This is a genomic window from Pseudomonas sp. JZ134, assembly GCF_051027695.1.
GTDB lineage: Bacteria > Pseudomonadota > Gammaproteobacteria > Pseudomonadales > Pseudomonadaceae > Chryseomonas > Chryseomonas luteola.
In genome coordinates, this window is record NZ_CP069251.1 from 370,679 (window position 1) to 387,655 (window position 16,977).

Consider the following 16,977-nt stretch of genomic DNA (forward strand, 5'->3'; position numbering starts at 1 on the left):
CGCAGTGATGGCGAATCAGCTTAACCGGGACAATAGCACTATAACTATCTTCCCTACGGTGCATTTGTATCAGAAGGAGATGCCGGCAAACCGCTAAAAAGAAGCCATTACAACTGCAGTACAAACGCTGTGGTTCGCCCAATCCGCCAAAACTCCTACTACCTCCCAGTCTAGCTATGTCCACGATAAAGGCATGAGGCATCGCAAAGAGCTATGGGGGCATGACAAGTCGCCATTACCGAAGTATTAGCCCCAAGTCAAAAACGGTCGGCTTTATTTGGATGACTGGGACAATGAGTGCGCTCTTAGTGGTATTGGATTTGTTCTGCGTATCAGCATGTTAATCCAAGCGCTGAGCTCAGAGGCTCAGGGGCTACTAGAGGAGTCTATGGGGAACAGGCCGGTATGTATGCCACAAGCTTTTTTCTTGTGGGATCAAACGCCTGGTTTGGAACCAACAATGTCCTGATGCCACTTAGTTCGGCAACCATTTGAGAAGCACTCCCTGTCGATTTGATCGAGGCACCGTTTATGCGTATAGATTCAACAGGACCATCTGATAGCGTATCACCAGAGTCTCCCGGCTCTTCCAAGGCTTCCCAATCAGAGATAAACAAGGAGGATGTCATCGCCTTTAACTGCACGCAGACGCAGGAGCCTGTTACATTTGGGAAGGAGCCCAAGGGTAATCGAACAGTTAAGGACGCTATGGCCAATGCTGGAGAACACCTAAAGTATGTTCCGGGGCTTGGTAACGTTTTAAAGGGCATTGGGAATAGTGACGAAGGGGCTCTCAATACCCTATCCGGTGGGCTTGGTGGCGTTACGAAAACTGCAATGACCAGTGTAGAAGGCATCGTTACGGGCGGCTCGCGGAATCCTGCACAGGCACTGACCAACGCCTATGTTGCGAATGTGCAGAACTTTGATAAATGAAGAACATCGCTAAAGCGTTAATTTAGACAAGTAGTACTCCTGATCGAATGCTTGCGACCAGGAGTACCTTTAGCAGTGGGATCTCATTAAGCAGAATGCGTATCAGCTAACCATACCAGGCTGGGCGACTGGAAATTTCTAGTCATCATGTACGGTGGTTCGTTTTCAATGCCCACCCTAGGTCGGCTACGCACTGGCTACCCAGCGGCTAGCGAGCATTTGGTGAGCATAGTCAGTTAGGCTATAGACTAAAGCCGTTTATGGAATCCCGATAACATCACTCTCTGAAAGCAGTATCTTTTTAATCAGAGGAGTGTCAGCGTTTCAGTCGTTCAGGCATATCATTCTGTGGTGCAAGCCTTTATACGTATGTGAGTCTATTTCAGTGACTGTAGCCGCCACCTCATGATTCTAGACACTAAGCCGTCATGATTATGATACCAATCCGCATTAAGATTTTAGTAGCCGTAAAAGGATACTTAAGGTTCTGCGGTTTCTATAGCAACAGGTAGATGCGGATGAGCGTGGTGCGCCCCTACAGTTCATCTTCCACACGAATGACTTCGTCCGTTACCTCATCCAGCTGTTTTATGACCTGATAAAGATGAGCCACCGCCGTTAAGGTAGGTCGTGGGATGTAGTGCCCTGTGTTCACCTTGTAAAGCGTTCGGGCAAGCCAGATGCTTTGTACGACTGGAACCCGTGCGTGCTTGGCACGGGCAATAAGATCCAGTGCGCCATCATCCTCTCCCTTGCAAAGGATGCGTGGCAGCGGCGTTTCACCGGGGCGGTAGAACAGCGCCACCGCATAGTGGGTTGGATTGACGACCAGCATGTCAGCATCCTCAACCGGTTTGGGTGGCGCAGAAGGCGCTTTGTTCAAGAGCTCATGAGCCAACTGCTTACGATGTCCCTTGACGTGTGGATCACCCTCGGACTGCTTGTACTCGTTCTTGATGTCTTCATGGCTCATGCGCAGTTTCTTGGCGTGGAAGTATTTTTGTAGAGCGAAATCCAAAGCGCCAATGACCAACAATAAACCCAGCGTGGTACGAAGAATGTGGCGAAACAGGTCCAGCAGTGCATGCCAATAGGTCGTCAGGTCTGAATTCGCAAGCAGTATCAAAGCGCCTAATTCGGGCTTTACGACCATGTAAAGCGTTATCGCAATAGCGGCTGCCTTGAGTATGCTCAAGAGCAGATTAGTTAGATTCTGACCTGAAAACATCTGCTTGGCATGGGAGAAGGGATCAATTTTCTTTATATCGAATTCGAGCGCCTTTGGTGCAAATAGAAAACCAATCTGCATCCAGCTGCTTGCCAGCCGCATCAGCATCGCCGCCCCGACACTACAGAGGATAAAGCCAATCAGTACTGTGGCACCTTCGCTGGCCACCTGACCTATTGTGGTGAGAAAGGGGCGACCTGTCGCCACAAGCGCAAGATCCAGCAAGTGCTGCAAACGGCCCATGCTGTCATCGGCCAGCCCCAAGGTGATTTCGCTCACTACCATCAGGACCAGTAATTTACCGAGATCCTGGCTTTGGGCAACCTGACCTTTTTCGCGCGCGTCACGTAACTGTTTAGGCGTGGCTTTTTCTGTTTTCTCGCCCATGGCTCAGGGGACCTGTATGAGGTGATTGAACAGGAATTTAAGGTCTTTGAAATGTTGAATCTGCCCGTTACCCAGCTCCAGCAAGGTAGGCAGGTAAATGATCAGAAAGGCGATACCCGCCATGCTTTTGGCGGGCATGGAAAGGATGGATACATTCAGCTGCTGGGCATATAGACCAATAATGGCGAGCGCCGCCTCGATAAGCAGCAGAAGGCCGATAAACGGGGCGGCATACAACATCATGTGCTGTAAGGTTTGATTGAGCTGTTCGAGAAAGATGTTTAGCCCATCGGCCGTCATGCCAGGCAGCCAGGCGGTTGGAGGCCATACCAGATAGCTGTCCCAAATCACTTGTGTGATCAGTGATAAGCCTCCCGAAAGGATCACCAGCAGGATCAGCGCTTCCTGAAACAGCTCTCCAAGCGGGGTCGCATCCGGGCCTAGCGCCGGGTTGATCTGGCCGCCACTGAGCGCGCCGCGCTGACTGTCGAGCAGGGCACCTACCGACGCGAACAACCAGAACGGCATATAGAGCAAAATGCCAAGCAGCGTACCGAGGACTGCTTCCTTGATCAGCAGTGCCGACATTGCAATAAGGTCCTCTTGCCCACTTAGTGCCTGGCTAATTGAGGGCGCCGGAATCATGGCTACTACAATGACTACAGCATAGCGCAGGGGGCCCTTGAGGTATTTGAAGCAAAAGGCGGGTACCAGGATCATGCAGGGTAGGAGCCGCGCCATACCCAGGCCGAGCCCGAGCATCAGGTCGAAGGCATGCTGCGCATCGAACGGCATCAGTGTGCGCCGCCGGAGCGGGAGATCAGGTCGAATGCCATGTTAATGAACTGGATCAGCTCCACACCGATCCAGCGGCCGGTCATCGCCAGTGTCAGACCCACCGAGGCCAGCTTGATACCGAAGGGCAGCGTCTGGTCCTGGATCTGCATAAGGGCCTGGAGTAGTGAGATGATGACCCCTACAAGTACCGCTACCGCCAGGGGCGGGGCCGTAAGGATAACGACCAGGATCATGCCCTGTTTGAACAATGCCAACGCTTCCATGGCTGCCTCACATGTAGGAATAAAAGAGACTGTCGAGCAAGCGGGTCCAGCCGTTGACCAGTACAAACAGCAAGAGCTTGAGCGGCAGAGAAATGGTCATGGGAGAAACCATCTGCATGCCCAACGCCAGGAGCAGGTTGGATACGATCAGATCGATGACAATGAAGGGGAGATAGATAAGAAACCCGATCTGAAATCCTGCCTGAAGCTCGGACAGAACAAACGCCGGGATAGCGAGCAAGAGGTCATTCTTTGTGGCCTGATCAGCCATATCCTTGGGCCACATCCGTTGGGTATTCTCAAGCAGGTGAGCAGAGACGTCCGGGTCAGTGTTGCGCGTCATAAAGCGTTGGAGCGGATCAATCACACCGCTAGCGCTGGCTTGTAGCTTCTCAATGGATGACATGTCCAATGGCTGGGCCTTGACCCTTTGTTGAATTTCATGCGCCACCGGTGCCATGACAAACATCGTTGCCGCGAGTGCGATTCCATACATGGCCATATTGGGAGGAACCTGCTGTACCCCAATAGCATTGCGGGTAATCAGCAGGGTCATGGCAATCTTGAGAAAAGCCGTACAGACAATCAGCAAAAAGGGAATCAGCGACAGCCCACCAAGGAATAGGGCCAGCAGAACGGGGTTCATCCCCTCCATGATCATGAGCGCGACGCCATACGGATAAGTTGCAGACCCAGGCGTCCATCAACATCGACCAACTCACCTTCAGCTACTATATGGTCGCCATGACAAAGGGTAGCGTAGCCGGGAGCGATGCCCTGAACTTCCAGCACGGTACCGTGGCCCAGCCGATGCAATTCATCCAGGCTCAACGTGAGGTGCCCGCAGCGTACGGTAAGCGCCAGCGGCAAATGTGCGGTAGGTTGAAGCGCGTTGGTGTCAGCCAGGGGCTCATCCCGGTCTTCATAATGCTCCTGGCCGTATTCTTCTTGAATAGTAGGGTCTGCTTGCGCGTCCAGTTCTGCTTCTGGGTAATGGTCAATGCTACTCATGAGCGCCGTTGTCCTCATCAATCAAAGTCAGGAAAAGCTGCTGTTCGCGATGCTCGGCATGCCCGATCCAGCGACGATCCGCCAGCTCCAGGCGACCATAACCTTCACTGTTGAACAGGCAGAGGGAGGGCAGCAGTACGTCGCCGATACGCAGCGAGTCGAGCTGACTGGCAGAAAGCATCACTTGCCCAAGTATCAGCGGAAACGGAATTTGCAAGGTCTCGGGAAGCGCTGCCCGGTGAGAGGTCCAGCCGGGGGTATCGAGCCAACGTAAAAAAGTTTTGGGTGTACCACTCAGGAAGGTATAAAGCGCTTCGTCTCCATGTCTTATGCTCAGACGGCAATGTAAAAGCAGCCCTTCAGGTACGTATTCACCCAGAGGACTGATAGGCGCCAGGCCTTGGGCGACCGCTGAGCTCAGGTGCTGGCTGATCAGCTGCCAGTACCAGGGTTGAAGCTCACCACTAGTGGATACAGGCATCTCGCCAACCAGATTTAACACTGCGCCGGCATCATCCAAGTAGAAGGGCCCCGCAGCGGTATTGAACCAACCTCCTGAGTCGAGGGACTCATACTGGGAGACGAACTCTAACGAGAGTTCGCCTGTTACGCCGTGGGCACTAAAGTGCAGAGAAACACCGGCCCCCAAGGCTCTTGTGGCAGCGGCGAACTCACTCTGGACGGAACGCAGCGCAAGCATTTTCATGTATACGCCTCTTCTAGCATTGACAGCTCTACTGGGTCACCAAGTGCGTTGGTCAGAGCCGATTCGCAGGCGCGTTGATGAGGTCTAAGCCGACTTAAAATCTCGCGACGACTAAAACCCAGCTCGATCCCCCAATGGTCGTTATGTCTGGTGACCTTGACTTGAACCTTCCCAAGGTTGGGCATCAATACGGTGACGGCTAGCGGAGCGACTGAATTTCGGGTCAGTTGCTGTACCAATTCATCAATCAGCTCTGCCGGAGCCTCTTCGGTCTGGACAGAGAGCGCCACGCCTGCGCTGCCACCGAGATCCTGCTGTCCGGCATCGCTGCTGACGGGCTGAATGAGTTGAGAGAAAAACAACCCATCTGCGTTTAAAACATGCTCTGTCTCATGTTCAGGACTCAAGCTTCGCAGCCGCTCATTTTCACCTCGGCGGCCGATCAGTAACGGCGCAGAACTCTCCTTGCAAGGCGCACTCACCGGGGGGGAAAGCGGCCGGGGAGGGGCTGATGGTCGAGCTTCAGTTTTCATCGTGCATGGCCTCCGTCAGGCAGGACAGCTTTTCAACGGCACGCTGAGCATTGCGCGCCTCGTCTTGCGCGTGTTCCAGTGTCTCTTGCTGTTGTTCGACGGCCTGAATCTGAAGCTGAATGCCCTGGCGGAGCCGCGAGAGGTGATCAAGCATGCTGCGCTCCTGTTCATGCCAGCGATCCACTTCGTTTAACGTATGCCGCTGATTAAGATGCTCCACCGATAACGCATGACGTTGCTCACGCTGCTGGACCTGTTCGGCTGTAAAGCTGCTACGCAATTCGCTCAGATGATCACGGCTGTTCTGCAGGTCTTTTTCAGACTGCAGGCGCAAGCGTTCGGCTTTGGCTTGTCGATGTTGGCGCAAAGGGGCCAAAATACGAATCACCTCCTCTAGCGCAGCGCGTTGCGGATCGATTTCCAGCTCGTCGTCCATGATTACTCCGGCAGCTGCTCAGTGATTTGTAGGAGACCTGCAAGGGTCTCGTTCAAAGGCACAGGCTCGCGCAAGTCTTGCTGTAAAAAGCTGTTGATCGTTCCGTGCAACCTCACCGCGCAATCGGTAACCGGATCACTCCCGGGTTGGTACTCGCCCAGACGCAGCAACATTTCAACCTGACGGTATGCGGCCAGGAGCTGGCGCAACCGGTTGTTGGCCTGCTGATGCTCACGGTCGGTGACGTTGGTCAGGATTCGGCTGATGCTGGCCTGAACGTCGATGGCTGGATAATGCCCTCGCTCGGCCAGCTTGCGAGACAGCACGATATGGCCATCCAGTAGTGACCTGACCTCATCCGCAACAGGATCATTCATGGAGTCCTGCTCGATGAGTACCGTGTACAGCGCAGTGATAGAGCCGACTTCGCTCATCCCGGCACGTTCTACGAGCTTGGGAAGTAGGGTGTACACCGAGGGTGGTAAGCCACCACGGCCTAATGGCTCGCCAGAGGCAATACCGATTTCGCGCTGAGCACGGGCGAATCGGGTCAAGGAATCGATGAGCAACAATACTTTCAGCCCTCTGGCGCGAAAAGCCTCGGCAATAGCCGTGGCAGTAAAGGCGGCGCGGGCGCGTTCCATGCTCGAGCGATCCGAGGTGGCACAGACCAGTACCGAGCGCTGCCGTAGGTCATCGTCCAATTCGTGGTCGAGAAACTCGCGCAGTTCCCGACCTCGTTCTCCAATCAGGCCGAAAACGATGACATCGCAGGCCATATTGCGCGCCAGCTCTGCGAGCAATGTCGTCTTGCCACAGCCGGCGCCAGCAAATAAGCCCACGCGCTGGCCTTCCCCCAGCAGGATGGCGCTGTCGATCGCGCGCACGCCTGTAGGCAAGGCACTGGTAATACGTGGTCGCTGGGTCGGCGGCAGGGCGTCAGCAATGACTGGTAGCGTCTGACGAGTATCATGAGGCCCTGCAAAGGCTCCTCTGTGGCCCTCTAACAAAGGGCGACCGAAGCCATCGAGGACGCTGCCCAGCAACTGCTCGTCGACACCTATTCGATGGGCCATACCCAACGGCCAGATGGGAGCGCCAACCTGAATACCCTCTGGTGAGCCCAACGCACTAAGCAGGGTCCGGTCATCGGTAAAGCCGACAATTTCAGCCAGAATCGCGCTGCCGTCTGCTTTGCTTACCTCGCACAGATCACCTACTTTGGCTGCAGGAATCTGACATTCCAATAGAATTCCGCTCACGGCACTCACCCAGCCGCTCACGCGCACGGCAGAGTAACAGGCAAGCCGTAACGTTTGGCTGGATACCCAGTCCTGTAAGGTACTATTCACCAGACCACCTCGTAGCGACGCTCCCCTTGGAACTCCAGACGGCCATCGTCGATCCGGGTCAGCCGAATGCCATCGAGCTCATCTCCCACGTACAAACGCTTTCCTTCTGCCGTCACGATATGGGCGAGGGGGCCTGACATGATCTGGACAATAGCGAAGGGAAGGGAAGCGCCGCCCACCGATACCTCGTCGACCAGCGCTGCCTTGGTTTCATAACGGTCTTTGAAACGTTGCAACATCCGCGCGTAGACTAGATGGGCTTCCTGCTCAAGGCTGCCACGCAGCACTAATCCATCAGGTGTCGACTCGATCGCGATATCAGTTAGCAACCGATCACTTAGCATTGTCTTGAGCTTTGACATGGCCTCCTCATCGCTTAATTGAAGGCGCTGAGGCGCGGCATGTGACGACGTAGCTTGAGCAGAGCTGTTCTGTTTAATCGCTTGGTTATCAGCCACGGCAGATGCCGGGCCACTGGAGGAAATACTCCAGGCGCTTCCTACCACTCCCAGCAGAACACCCAGGACTATGGTGGTCATACGGCTGAACAGAAACGTTTTGGGTTTTGAACTGGATCCGTTTGACGTTGGCTCTGTAGGCTGGTTACTGGTTTGCGAGCGGCCAGAATCTGGAGTAGGCGTTGCCACAACGGGCCAGGCATCCTGTGCCGCGGATATGGTCAGCCAAACCGAACCTATTACAAAGAGTCGATTAGGATAGAGATCGTCCGGTGATAGGGGATGGCCCTCCTCATCAAGTACCACACCTTCTTCAGCGTTCAGTACCCATCGCTCGCCTTCTCGTTTCAGGCAGCCATGTCTCTGCTCGACCCCTGCGTCATGCAGCGCGAGATCAAGCTCATCGTTCGCACCGATCAGCCATTGCTCACCTATCAGGGGAAGGGCGGCTCCCTGGTGAAGGCCATTCAGCACACGCAACTCGAACATATCTGCTCTCCTTGGTTCAGGCAGCGTAATCGTTGTCCATGGCCGCGGTATCGTCTTCGAGTTCGAAGCGACCCATGACCTTTACCTGAGCGGTGGTTCCGATTTCCGCAAATGACATGACAGGCACGTGGTAGAACTCCTCCTGTAACAACGTCCGTAACGGGCTTCGCAGGTCCTGAGCCACCAGCAGAACAGCCTGTTCGCGCACCCGAAGGGGAAATGCGAGGTGAAGTTGCTGCACCAGTAACTGACTGGTCTCATTGCTCAAGGCAAAAAAGGTTTCGGTTTGGGTCTGGCGCAGGCCATCTCTCAAAATGCCTTCGCTTTCAGGCGTCAATAGCCAGACCAGCAGGCCTTCTGCACCGGCATATTGGTGGTAAAGCTGAGATTTCAGAGCGATCCTGACGTAGTCCGTCAAGGCTGTAGGTTCACGCTCGTACTGTCCGTATTCGATCAGCGTTTCGGCAATCACTCGAATAGAACGCAATGGCACGCATTCGGATGCCAGACGCTGAAGGACCGCTGCGAAACGTGCCAGCGGCACTGCCCGCTGCATCTCCTGAGCCAGTTCTGGCTGTTCCGACTCCAACCAGCCCAGGATAGCCTTGGCCTCTTGTAAGCCAATAAACTGAGGCCCGCATGCCTGCAATGCACGCTCCATGCGTTCTACAATAAGCGTGCTGGCCGTGACCCTCTCAACCTCCTCATGTTGCAGGTCAGGCGTATCAGCCGGCAGCCAGACCCATTCGGCCTCCTGTCGATCCGTACTGCCTTGAACTGCCTGTTGAGGCGCCTGCTCAAAGAGACGCGCCTCTACTGCCACATGGCTATGCGTAAAAGTGGCCCTCAGGACGGGCACTTCATAAACGGTGAACCTGAACTCATCAGGTGCCAGCAGAGGCGATAGCTCAATGATAAACGAGGGCAGCGTCAGGCCATAATGCACTACGAGCCGGTTACGTCGCTGGCGAATTTCACTCACCAGGGACTCGATCAGGGCAACATCCTGCGCGGGATGGAACTGCAGGACAAACTGGCGACTCGGCAAGAACGTACGCAGGTCCTCGTTACCGTTCAGCTCCGGTGCTAGCGCTTCAGACTGATCCTGGGCAACCGGGCGGGCCCGTCTCAGTTGCAGGAAGCCGCCACAGCCGCAGACGATGGCGATAATAATGAATACGGTTGTAGGCATGCCGGGAAGCGCGGCGAACCCAAGCATTGCTACGGAGGCGATGATCCATGCCTTGGGTTGGCTGGTAATCTGCTCTGCAATTTCACGACCGATATTGCTCTGGGCTCCCGGATCGCCGTTGGGTACACGCGTAATGACGATCCCGCAAGTGACCGAAATCAGTAGTGCCGGTATTTGCGCAATCAGCCCGTCACCGATGGTCAGTACCGTGTACAGCTGCAGGGCGTCACCGGCTGTCATGCCATGTTGTACTACCCCGATCGCGATCCCCCCGATCATGTTGATGGCGACGATGATCAGGCTTGCGATAGCATCGCCGTTCACGAACTTCATCGCACCGTCCATGGCACCGAACAGCTGGCTTTCCTTACCTAGCTCGGCCCGGCGGTTACGGGCTTCCTGAACAGTGATCAGGTTGGCTCGTAAGTCACTGTCGATGGACATCTGCTTGCCTGGCATCGCATCCAGAGTAAAGCGCGCACCCACTTCAGCCACCCGCTCCGATCCTTTGGTGATCACCAGAAAGTTCACGACGGTAAGAATGAGGAAAATCACCATGCCCACCGCAAGGTTACCGCCTACCACAAATTGTCCGAACGCCTCCACGATATGACCGGCATCCTGGTTCAGCAGAATCAGCCGGGTGGTCGAAATCGAGAGTGCCAGGCGAAACATGGTTGTAAGCAACAACACTGCGGGAAACGTGGAGAACGCCAAGGGGCGCGGCAAGTGCATGGCCAGCATGATCAGCAGGCAGGAAATACAGATATTGATTGCGATCAGGACGTCTACCAATACCGTAGGCATTGGGGTAATCATCATGAATACGATGGCTATGACCACAAAAGCGCCTACTACCTCTGAGCGCCGCATTGCAGCCAGAGCGATAGCATTCAGAACATTAATCAAAGGTTCCATACGATATCGGTCTCCTGGGCGCGTTGTTGCTCTTTATCGGTCAGTTCCGTGCTAAGGGTGAGGAGGTTCTCCTTGGCTTTCTGGAAATCGCTCTTTTTACGCCAAAACCAAAATAGTAACGACATTCGCTGAGTCAGAATGCGCATCAATTCGTTGAGAAACGCCAGTTGGTGTTTGAGCTGCTCACCGCCAATGAGCTGTACCAGGGTTCGTGTTTGTACAGGTTCCATGAGCTTGTTCATTAGCGTGAGGAGATGCCTGAGCAGGGCAATCGCCTCAACCTGAATCTGCGGGTTTTTACCGCGCATACGACCCAGTATGTGCTCACACTCATGTAGCAGGGCGGCTACATGCTTTGCGATGATGAGATTGCTCATCAAGGGAGATGCTTGGTGAAGAACATTAGCTGAGGCTGCGTTTGCAATGTCCTCAGCCATCTCGGAGCGTATTTCACTGAGCGATAATTCATATTGACCTTGCTCTCGCAGCTCATTCAGCAGCGCGTCTACCAGAGCAATGACATTAAGAGGGCCATTAGCCGTTACGCTATGGAGTGTCTGGGATCGGGTACGCCGCTGCGTCTCGGTACTAAAGCGACCGCGTACTTTTGTCAGAGAGCCGGTCGAGGGCCGAGCAGGTTTGCCGTATTCCTTATACAAGAGCTTGAACTGACGTCTGAACAGGAGCTGTTCGCTATCTTCGCCTTCGTTCCTGGCCTGTCTTGCGGCCACTCGCAACATCTGGTGAGCCAGGACGGCATTGCCACCACAGCTTTCAAGAATATGTTTGAGCGTTTCCTTCGAGTTCTGCAATTGGCGATCTTTGAGCTGCCTTCGCAATGACTGCGCCGCCTCGCCTAGTGCTTTATCCAGCCCCTTGAGGTAAGTGGCGTGCAGCTGTTGAGCTGACAGTTGCAGTCTATATGCCTGTGACTGCAGGCCCGCAGACAGCGCGCTTTGATCGCGTCGGCTCGCTGTCTGACCCTCCTGGGCCAGCGCAGCGTCTTCTTTGGCCAGTGCATGCGTACCTTTCTCGTCGGATGAAGCAACACCCGGGCGTGTCTGAGTAGGTCCGGGATGAGGAGCATGCGGCGGTGTCTGCACCTCGGGGTGTACATGAGAAGGGGTGGGCAGAATCGGCTGGGCAATTTTCATGGCGTACTTCTGGGTAGAGTCATGAACCATGAGTGGTATGCCGAAAGGAACAGTTCCAACGTTACAAAAGAGGTTCTTCTGCATGCTGGCGTTGTGCAATATTTCGTAATGCCCAGCGGTGAGTTATGCAAGAAGTTGCGTTAGGTGATAATTTTAAAATTTAAAAAATATAAATAAATCAGTAGTTTAAAGAGGATTCTTCGCGTGGCACGGGTATCGCAATAGAGAACTTGCCAAATCCAATGGAAGGTAAGTCCAATGCATACAAGAATCTCCACCGTCCCTTGCGCATCTACCGGTATTCGCCAGCTTTCAAGTGATCAGATCCAGATGCTGAGAGCCTTTATTCAGAAGCGGGTTATGAATCAGGACGATGTCGACGATATTCTTCAATGCACTTTTCTCGAGGCCCTGCGCAGTGAACACAAGTTCCAGGGAACCAGTAAGCCGCAAACCTGGCTTTGCGGTATTGCATTGAATCTTATCCGGAACCATTTCCGTCGGCTTTACAAGCAGCCTTATCAAGAGAGCTGGGAGGACCATTTGCATTCTGAAGTTGGACAGGGGAGCGATATCGGTCATCAGGTAGACGGACATCGCCAACTGGTCAGAGTCGTCCATGCGATCGACCGATTGCCTGTCAATATGCAACGTGTAATCAAAGTTAGTCTGGAAATGGATGGTAATTATCAAGACACCGCCTTGTCGCTGGGGGTGCCAATCGGTACGGTTCGGTCGCGGTTATCCAGAGCGCGAGAACAACTAAAACGGCACGTTGAGTCAGCCACCTGATCTAGATGTGGTAACGCTGTAAGGCGCTTCTGTATTGATATGCCAGATTAGAAAAGGCTGAAACCGTTGTACCGTTTCGCTCATTCAGAAGTGTTACCCTTTAAGGCTCCAGCACGGCCCTGAAAATGAGCGCAGGCAGATACTGTTGTACGTAAGTATCCAGCCTGCGCTCAAACTCCATGCGCTACTCATGACCGCTAGCGGCGCTCAGCGAACCACCAGGTGGCGAACCACCGGGTTGTGTCACACCATGTCCTCTGTCCTCGGAGGAGCAGGTGGTGCCAACGTTGAGGTAGCTACTGGTGCTGGGATGGATGTTGGGGCAGTTGGTAAGGGGGAATTCATCAGATTTGCATATCTCTGACTTAAGCCACGTTGACCACGATGATAGAGATCTTGAGACCTTTGAACTCCACTAGAGAATGTACTGACTGTCGAGTTGCCTATTCCGACAGCCTTGTCCTTCGTATATGCCGCTCCGTCGACTATACCTCTCGCTACGGAATTAATAGCGCCTTCCACGCCTTTGGCCACATGTGCGTCCGTTGCCTCAACCGCTTTTTTAGACTCTGACTCCCCCAGGCTTGCGCCTGCTGCCCATAAGCCAAACGCAACCGCACCCAGGATGTTTTTTACCGCCTCGGCGGCAGCGGCTACTTTGCCATCGCTAAGACCATGCTCTGTAGCTAGCGTCCTTGTTGCCGTCGTAGCGCCTCCCATGGCAGCAAATCCACCGGCCAGGCTCATGTTGCCTACGATACTTGTGGGGGAGAACACGGTTTTGACGGCATTACCGGATACAATCGATTTGATTGCGGAGGCAGTACCTGCGCCGAGCCGTGCAGGAACCATTTTCAACAGCGCAGTAGAATCCAGATTCCTCAGTACAATAAATTCATCCAACCATTCGTGCTCCTCGGCAATCGGCGTTGGTGCTTGGCCTTCCGGGACGGTATCGCGGCGGCCATAGAGCATGGCGGGACCTAGCAGGCTGCGGCTTTTATCACGGCTAAGGTTATAATGCTCGATAGCCATGCCTACGATAATGGCAGTGATTGGCCGCATATAAGCTTCAAGGGCTGCAGCCAGCTCTTGTTTCCCTTGGCTCTCTAGACCTACGCGAATCGGATACAGAGCGGCATTGCGAATGGCAAACCCGACTAGCCATTTGTTGCATTCATCCATAGCATTGCCGAATGAGTTTTTGTCGTGTGTCTCGCGCTTCTCTGACAGCGATGCTTGAAACGATCCGTGCAATTTCTCATCTGGTGGTTTTTGATAATACTCAGGTTTTAATCCAGACAGCATATCGTTAACACTTGCATCCGCAGCCCCGGCGTACCAGGAGGCCAAGGCATTTTGGAGGGCCGCCTCGCCTTCGGGCGTATCTCGACGGTTAAAAACCTCAAGCATGGATGGCCAGGTATTGGTCGCCATCGTGACGGCGGCAAATGGAGATCCCCCAATACCAGACTTGAAAGTGGCAAAGATCCTATCGGCGATATTTGCGTTTCTTTCAACTATGTCCATATCGCTTACGGTATAGCCTGCGTTAAATAATCGTTGAGCCCGATCATTTCGAATAGTATCCAGTTCATCGTTATGCCCCCGTGCTGTGGCAGCGGCGGTCTGCTGAATGTCAGGGACGTTGCGGCGATATGGAAGGAAATGGGCATCAAGCCTGTCATATATTTCCTGATGGAAGCGATCCATATTCCGAGCGCTTCGTGCAGGACCAACAGGTGTAGTGAGTTCGATCTCATCGGCATGGTGAATAATTTGGTGCGTCGTGGCGATACGCTGAGTATCCATAGGGGAAGTATCCTCATCGTGATCGGCAGGTTTTAATAAGGGTGAATCGGGTGGTCTTATAGAAACTCCCGCCAATCGCTGCCACCGCTATTGCGTCTCGATCCGGATACTTTAAGCGGTAGCACCCTGCGACCTTAGTGAACGCTGCGCCTTAAGTGTTCCATAATTTTGAAGATACTTTTAGATGAGCTAAGTGGTGGGAAGAGATGATTTCCAAACCTGGGAAGAGACCTGTAAAGGGGTAAAGCTACTGATCTCGGCGACTCCCTAAGTCGTATGCCGAACACAACTGACCAATACAAGTTAAGTGCAAGAAGGAGCTTGCATTCCAGCGGTCACAAAAAAGCTCATCTGTTTTACGCCTCTAAGGAGTTCTCTGGATGGCAGAGATCTCTAGCAAGCTGCCCAAGTTGGTGGGTATCAGAAAAGGCATACATGTAGGCACCCACTATCAGCGTGACACGCCATTAGGCTTCGCACTCATAATGTAAGAAGGTGCCAAGCGAAAGGCCTCTACAAACTATTGCCAGAGCGGCAGCTGCACACATCCAAGACGGCAACACCGTATTGACGGCACCACAAGTGCTGCGCTGGCGTTGCATCTCTGCTCACGGCAGGTGACCAATAGCCTACTGGCGGTGATGACGATCGCGAACGCCCGAGACTCCTCTGGCAATGACTGACAGCGATGTATGCGGATTGATCTGGGTACATAGGGGCCATTGGCAGAGCTGACAGTGAGTCGCCTGTAAGCGTTTATCACTTTATCACCTCACAACTAACGCCTTTCGAGCCTCCCCGTTTATCACAGTTGAGAATGCTGCCATTAGCTAACGGGACGCGAAAGAGCTAACCTCTTCTATGCTCTCTTTTCCTCAAAAAATTTGCACACCCTAAGCGTGCCAGAAGGGGGAGTCCAGGTCGTTAGCTTGGGAGTTGAGTAGCTGATACCACTGCTCAGTAGTTGGTACATCAATATGGTCATTTCTATCTTTTTCTTCCTCGATATCAGTTACATAGGAATCAAGAAAGTACTGTTTTATATGAGTTGGTATTTGTGGAAGAATCTGTTTCACGGCTTGGTGAAGTAAATTGCTCTCATTAGGAGGTATTAAAATAATATCATGGTCTTGTTGAGCGGTAGTCGGGTTCATGCCGTAACTTGCTGTCCGCAAATCAGGTAACGCATGCAGAAATATCTCATGGAAGACAGTAAATGCAATCATTGCATGCATCTCAAAGTCTTGGTCCCAGTCTTCGCTGGCAATTAATCCGATTGAAATCCTTGATCTATTGCCATTCGAGTTAGTAACGCCACGGTCCATATCGCCTTCACGATCATAAAAATCAAAGTCTATTTTATTGAAGTCTTGAGGAAATGATTTGCCGATTACGTTTATAATCAGCATGCACATGTCTGCTACTTCTTTAGGCGGCTGGCGCAGAAAACGTACTTCTGCCTCGGTGCCGTTGGTATGCAAAGCATAAAGGGATGAGGCGCTTATGGCGGGCCGCTCTGTTTCGGTCGAAAGCGCTAACTCCTCATTAGCGCCCGCTACAGAATAAGTGCTGGACGCTGCAGCTGGAGAAATAGGACCGTCGCGAAAGTGGTGAGGATTGCGTAAGCGTATTAATGCTTGTGTCAACTGACCTCGCGAGCCTTGTGCAGATAGATTGTCTGATATTGGGTGCGGATCTATTCTCCTTATGGGCGGAGCAGGCGCACATAACGTTATAGACTCAGTGCCACCCGTCGACAGCACATCCAATGTAATTCTAACAATATCATATTGCGAATGTTCGTTCAGTTTCGCTTGAACCGTCAAATTAGCAGGGCCTGCGTTAGGAACAGCCACCTGCTGCCTATATTCTGCTTCAGTTAGCTTGCTGGAATGTATATGCAGCGCTCCATCCGCTATACCGTTATATGCCAACAGCGCAAAAAGTTGATGGTGAGGGTCCGGCTGCGCCTCAACTTGGGTTAATGCTAGTAAAGCATTACGGCTCAACCTGGCTAAGGACAGAGCAGAAGGGTGAGTTTGCTCAGTCTGCAAAGAGGAGGGCGATAGTGGCTGACTTGCGTCTAATGAGGTGGCTTGATACCTCATTTGAATGCCTGAACCAATAGAGTCCACAGTATTATCTCTTAGCCGTCTGACTTGAATCTAGACGTCTACGTGGTCAACCAGCCTTTTCAGTTCCTGATTTTTTAGCCATGGGAAGAAAAGATTTATACGCAACAATCTACGGATCAAGCCTTACCTTCAAAGGCAGATCGATAACTGAAAACTCAGGATAATATGCAAAGCAATTTCGGGCCGGACACGGATTATATTAAATTAAGACGAAGCATTGTCCCCCTATAGCCTAGCACTAAAAGTATCTTTCACTTGCTCGAGTGTAATCCTATGTGGAGTAAAGAGATGACTATAGATTTGCATGGGTGCTAGATTTATTTTTGGAACTCATCCCCAATAAAGACCACTCAAGTAGTCATCTATTTGAGTGAGAC

General features: G+C 52.9%; 16 protein-coding genes. 2 read left to right on the top strand and 14 right to left on the bottom strand.

The annotated features are described in order from the left end of the window. Positions 1-531 precede the first annotated feature (531 nt). Complete coding sequence (locus JQR86_RS21130) at positions 532-936, top strand: hypothetical protein (RefSeq protein WP_434155424.1); 405 nt, start codon at positions 532-534, stop codon at positions 934-936. A 535-nt stretch (positions 937-1,471) separates the two neighbouring features. Here the strand turns inward: JQR86_RS21130 and sctU are convergent. The 12 genes from sctU to JQR86_RS21190 all read right to left on the bottom strand — a co-directional run bounded on the left by sctU (position 1,472) and on the right by JQR86_RS21190 (position 11,861). Continuing rightward, the gene (sctU, locus tag JQR86_RS21135; RefSeq protein WP_434155425.1) at positions 1,472-2,551 is read right to left on the bottom strand and encodes a type III secretion system export apparatus subunit SctU; all 1,080 of its coding nucleotides are present in this window, start codon (positions 2,549-2,551) and stop codon (positions 1,472-1,474) included. A gap of 3 nt (positions 2,552-2,554) precedes the next feature. After that, a complete protein-coding gene (gene sctT, locus JQR86_RS21140) occupies positions 2,555-3,346 on the bottom strand; it encodes a type III secretion system export apparatus subunit SctT (protein WP_074825807.1) in 792 nt (263 codons plus the stop codon). Then, on the bottom strand, positions 3,346-3,612 hold the full coding sequence (gene sctS / locus JQR86_RS21145; protein ID WP_112298012.1) for a type III secretion system export apparatus subunit SctS: 267 nt from the start codon (positions 3,610-3,612) through the stop codon (positions 3,346-3,348). The genes sctT and sctS overlap by 1 nt, the downstream gene beginning before the upstream one ends. 7 nt (positions 3,613-3,619) lie before the next feature. After that, positions 3,620-4,273 (bottom strand): type III secretion system export apparatus subunit SctR, encoded by a 654-nt coding sequence (gene sctR / locus JQR86_RS21150; RefSeq protein WP_112298013.1) that lies wholly within the window; start codon positions 4,271-4,273, stop codon positions 3,620-3,622. Next, positions 4,270-4,623: a FliM/FliN family flagellar motor switch protein gene (locus tag JQR86_RS21155; protein ID WP_434155427.1), complete on the bottom strand. Its 354-nt coding sequence runs from the start codon at positions 4,621-4,623 to the stop codon at positions 4,270-4,272. Before JQR86_RS21155 ends, sctR begins: the two co-directional genes overlap by 4 nt. Next, on the bottom strand, positions 4,616-5,329 hold the full coding sequence (locus tag JQR86_RS21160; protein WP_434155429.1) for a type III secretion protein: 714 nt from the start codon (positions 5,327-5,329) through the stop codon (positions 4,616-4,618). The genes JQR86_RS21155 and JQR86_RS21160 overlap by 8 nt, the downstream gene beginning before the upstream one ends. Next, positions 5,326-5,736, bottom strand: a complete 411-nt coding sequence (locus JQR86_RS21165) for a type III secretion system HrpP C-terminal domain-containing protein (protein ID WP_407363923.1) — start codon at positions 5,734-5,736, stop codon at positions 5,326-5,328. Before JQR86_RS21165 ends, JQR86_RS21160 begins: the two co-directional genes overlap by 4 nt. Positions 5,737-5,851: 115 nt before the next feature. Beyond that, the gene (locus JQR86_RS21170) at positions 5,852-6,298 is read right to left on the bottom strand and encodes a type III secretion protein (protein ID WP_407363925.1); all 447 of its coding nucleotides are present in this window, start codon (positions 6,296-6,298) and stop codon (positions 5,852-5,854) included. Between the two features lie 2 nt (positions 6,299-6,300). Then, the gene (locus JQR86_RS21175; protein ID WP_434155430.1) at positions 6,301-7,650 is read right to left on the bottom strand and encodes a FliI/YscN family ATPase; all 1,350 of its coding nucleotides are present in this window, start codon (positions 7,648-7,650) and stop codon (positions 6,301-6,303) included. Then, entirely contained in the window at positions 7,647-8,597 is a 951-nt protein-coding gene (locus JQR86_RS21180; RefSeq protein ID WP_434155431.1) for an FHA domain-containing protein, read from the bottom strand. Before JQR86_RS21180 ends, JQR86_RS21175 begins: the two co-directional genes overlap by 4 nt. A 16-nt stretch (positions 8,598-8,613) precedes the next feature. After that, entirely contained in the window at positions 8,614-10,707 is a 2,094-nt protein-coding gene (sctV, locus tag JQR86_RS21185) for a type III secretion system export apparatus subunit SctV (protein WP_434155432.1), read from the bottom strand. Further along, on the bottom strand, positions 10,695-11,861 hold the full coding sequence (locus tag JQR86_RS21190) for a hypothetical protein (RefSeq protein ID WP_434155433.1): 1,167 nt from the start codon (positions 11,859-11,861) through the stop codon (positions 10,695-10,697). The genes sctV and JQR86_RS21190 overlap by 13 nt, the downstream gene beginning before the upstream one ends. 258 nt (positions 11,862-12,119) lie before the next feature. On the opposite strand from JQR86_RS21190, the gene JQR86_RS21195 reads away from it, so the two are divergent. Continuing rightward, on the top strand, positions 12,120-12,653 hold the full coding sequence (locus JQR86_RS21195; RefSeq protein WP_074825779.1) for an RNA polymerase sigma factor: 534 nt from the start codon (positions 12,120-12,122) through the stop codon (positions 12,651-12,653). Positions 12,654-12,896: 243 nt separating this feature from the next. On the opposite strand, the gene JQR86_RS21200 is transcribed toward JQR86_RS21195, so the two are convergent. Both JQR86_RS21200 and JQR86_RS21205 read right to left on the bottom strand, forming a co-directional pair. Then, positions 12,897-14,465: a RopAA-2 gene (locus JQR86_RS21200; RefSeq protein ID WP_434155435.1), complete on the bottom strand. Its 1,569-nt coding sequence runs from the start codon at positions 14,463-14,465 to the stop codon at positions 12,897-12,899. 893 nt (positions 14,466-15,358) lie between these two features. Continuing rightward, entirely contained in the window at positions 15,359-16,600 is a 1,242-nt protein-coding gene (locus JQR86_RS21205; RefSeq protein WP_434155436.1) for a hypothetical protein, read from the bottom strand. Between the last annotated feature and the right edge of the window lie 377 nt (positions 16,601-16,977).

Excerpts from the sequence above, each read along its gene's own strand:
- JQR86_RS21130 (WP_434155424.1), top strand. The coding sequence starts at position 532 with ATGCGTATAGATTCAACAGGACCATCTGATAGCGTATCACCAGAGTCT.
- sctU (WP_434155425.1), bottom strand. The coding sequence starts at position 2,551 with ATGGGCGAGAAAACAGAAAAAGCCACGCCTAAACAGTTACGTGACGCG.
- sctT (WP_074825807.1), bottom strand. The coding sequence starts at position 3,346 with ATGCCGTTCGATGCGCAGCATGCCTTCGACCTGATGCTCGGGCTCGGC.
- sctS (WP_112298012.1), bottom strand. The coding sequence starts at position 3,612 with ATGGAAGCGTTGGCATTGTTCAAACAGGGCATGATCCTGGTCGTTATC.
- sctR (WP_112298013.1), bottom strand. The coding sequence starts at position 4,273 with ATGATCATGGAGGGGATGAACCCCGTTCTGCTGGCCCTATTCCTTGGT.
- JQR86_RS21155 (WP_434155427.1), bottom strand. The coding sequence starts at position 4,623 with ATGAGTAGCATTGACCATTACCCAGAAGCAGAACTGGACGCGCAAGCA.
- JQR86_RS21160 (WP_434155429.1), bottom strand. The coding sequence starts at position 5,329 with ATGAAAATGCTTGCGCTGCGTTCCGTCCAGAGTGAGTTCGCCGCTGCC.
- JQR86_RS21170 (WP_407363925.1), bottom strand. The coding sequence starts at position 6,298 with ATGGACGACGAGCTGGAAATCGATCCGCAACGCGCTGCGCTAGAGGAG.
- JQR86_RS21180 (WP_434155431.1), bottom strand. The coding sequence starts at position 8,597 with ATGTTCGAGTTGCGTGTGCTGAATGGCCTTCACCAGGGAGCCGCCCTT.
- sctV (WP_434155432.1), bottom strand. The coding sequence starts at position 10,707 with ATGGAACCTTTGATTAATGTTCTGAATGCTATCGCTCTGGCTGCAATG.
- JQR86_RS21190 (WP_434155433.1), bottom strand. The coding sequence starts at position 11,861 with ATGAAAATTGCCCAGCCGATTCTGCCCACCCCTTCTCATGTACACCCC.
- JQR86_RS21195 (WP_074825779.1), top strand. The coding sequence starts at position 12,120 with ATGCATACAAGAATCTCCACCGTCCCTTGCGCATCTACCGGTATTCGC.
- JQR86_RS21200 (WP_434155435.1), bottom strand. The coding sequence starts at position 14,465 with ATGGATACTCAGCGTATCGCCACGACGCACCAAATTATTCACCATGCC.